Raw genomic sequence first — 1,664 nt, forward strand, 5'->3', positions numbered from 1 at the left:
CCCTCGCCGGAGGAACGCGCACGCACCCAGCAGCAGGGCGACGGGGGTGAGGACTGATGGGCCTGGGGGACTTCGTACCCGACGTCATCGAGGACAAGGTCGAGCAGGGCGTCGAGCTGATCGGCGAGGGCATCGAGGAACTGGGCGACGTCGGGGCCGACCTGCTGGAGGACGTCGGCTGGGAGAGCGGCGCGGACTGGGTGCGGGACAAGTCCCGTTCCGCGGCCAATGCCCTGGGCGCCGACGTGGACGAACTCCAGCTCGGCCAGACCGAGGACCCCAAGAAGCTGATCTACGGCAGCGCGGAGAAACTGCGCTCCACCGCGAGCCATCTGAAGGACTTCGCCAAGGCCTTCGACAACGTCGGCAACGGCATCAAGGGCCTGGACGCCAGCGGGCTGAAGGGCGAGGCGGCCGACGCGTTCCGGGAGAAGATCGCCAAGGAGCCGCCGCGGTGGTTCAAGACCGCCGACGCCTGTGAGAAGGCGGCCGGGGCGCTGGAGGACTTCGCGGGCACGGTGGAGTGGGCCCAGGGCCGGGCCAAGGAGGCGATCTCCAAGTACAAGGCCGCCGTCAAGGCCTCGGAGGAGGCGCGGACGGCGCACAACCAGAAGGTCGACGCGTACAACAAGGCGGCCGACGCCTACAACGCCAAGGTGGAGGCCGGGCAGGACCCGGGGACCAAGCCGCAACCGCCCGGGAAGTTCCACGATCCGGGCCCGGCCAAGGCCAAGGAGGCCGAGGAGATCCTGGCCGAGGCCCGCAAGCAGCGCAACACCGCGGCGGAGAAGGCGCGGTCGGCGGTCCGGGCGGCGCGGGACGCGGCGCCGGAGAAGCCCTCCTACGGCGAGCAGGTCAAGTACGGCGTGGTCGGCGTCCACCTGGACGCCTCGCACTTCTACGGCGGTGTCATCAAGGGCGCGACCGGGATCGTCTCCTTCGCCCGCAGCATCAACCCCACCGACCCGTACAACATCACGCACCCCGCCGAGTACCTGACCAACCTCAACAGCACCGTCGCCGGGCTGGTCCAGGTCGCCAACAACCCGTGGGGCGCGGGCAAGCAGATGCTCGACCAGTTCCTGAAGGACCCGGCCGAAGGCCTCGGCCGGCTGGCGCCGGATGCGGTCCTGGCCGTCACCACCGGCGGCGCCGGGGCCGGGGTCAAGGCCGTCCGGTTGGCGGGGGAGGCCGCGGACCTGGCCAAGGACGCCAACCGGGCCCGCCGCGCCCTGGACGGCGACGGCCCGGACGCGCACAGCACCGAGCCACGGAACAAGCCGTGCAAGGGCACCGACCCGGTGGACCTGGCCACCGGCAAGATGTTCCTGCCGCAGACGGACATCACCCTGCCCGGCGCCATGCCGCTGGTCTTCACGCGGTATGTGGAGTCCGGCTACACCGCCGGCCGCTGGTTCGGCCCCTCGTGGGCCTCCACCGTCGACCAGCGGCTGGAGATCGATGCCGAGGGCGTGGTGTTCGTCGCCGAGGACGGGCGGCTGCTGGCCTACCAGCACCCCGCCCCAGGGGTGCCGACTCTGCCGTCGGCCGGGGCGGCGCGGATGCCGCTGGAGAAGACCCCGGACGGCGGCTACACCCTCACCGACCCCGAGACCGGCTGGGTGCGGCACTTCGCCCCGCCGCCGGGCGGGGCGGACGGCGAG

At 72.1% G+C, this 1,664-nt stretch carries 1 protein-coding gene; it reads left to right on the plus strand.

What is annotated here, in order from left to right; all coding sequences use genetic code 11:
- Window positions 1–56: 56 nt before the first annotated feature.
- Window positions 57–1,664: putative T7SS-secreted protein (locus VE546_RS18930; RefSeq protein ID WP_324923871.1), on the plus strand; the 1,608-nt coding region annotated here is incomplete at its 3' end.

It is taken from the genome of Streptomyces sp., from assembly GCF_035644915.1.
GTDB lineage: Bacteria > Actinomycetota > Actinomycetes > Streptomycetales > Streptomycetaceae > Streptomyces.